The following is a 623-nucleotide window of genomic DNA, read 5'->3' on the forward strand; positions in this document are numbered from 1 at the left end:
TGGGTCGATGCCCCAGCAGACTTCATCCAAGTCAAAATATTCGGTAGGTCTGCGGAAATCCTCGAAACCCTCTGGGCAAACGGTCAAATCGGTAAAGGCATGCCAGTCATTGCAATCGGACGCTTTGACCCACGCCCATCCGCTTGGATAGGAAAAGACGGCAAAGCCCACGCCCAAGTCAGCTTCAACGCTGAAACCCTCACTACCAACCTTGTACTCCTCGCGCTGCGTCAAAACCGTCAAACACCTGCAACTATTCCAGGACAGCCAACCCCACCAGAAGACGACTGGATGAGCGACATTACGATGGATGACATGCCATTCTAAAAAAGCTATAGTTTCAGACAAAAGTGCGGGTTCCTCTACCAAGAAGGAAGGGTAGAGAGACCCGCACTTTTATTGCTTCAGATTGACAGACTGTAAGAAATATCTTACAATATATATGTGAGAATAATTGAAACAGAAGAATTTACGAAATGGCTAGAAAAGCTTAAAAATAGACGAGCTCAACTAGCTATCGGCTCGCGACTCTTCCAGTGGAAAAATGAGAGTATGGTTTTCGGAGACGTGAAAACCATACATGGCGAACTCAAAGAAGCACGTTTCCACATTGATGCAGGGTA

The 623-nt window shown here is 46.5% G+C and carries 1 protein-coding gene; it reads left to right on the forward strand.

Annotated elements, in window-relative coordinates; genetic code table 11:
- The coding region (locus tag ACFQY8_RS00155) for a single-stranded DNA-binding protein (RefSeq protein ID WP_377937460.1) at nucleotides 1–327 on the forward strand (327 nt) is incomplete at its 5' end.
- Nucleotides 328–623 lie beyond the last annotated feature (296 nt).

This window comes from Alloscardovia venturai (assembly GCF_042676605.1).
GTDB classification, from domain to species: Bacteria; Actinomycetota; Actinomycetes; order Actinomycetales; family Bifidobacteriaceae; genus Alloscardovia; species Alloscardovia venturai.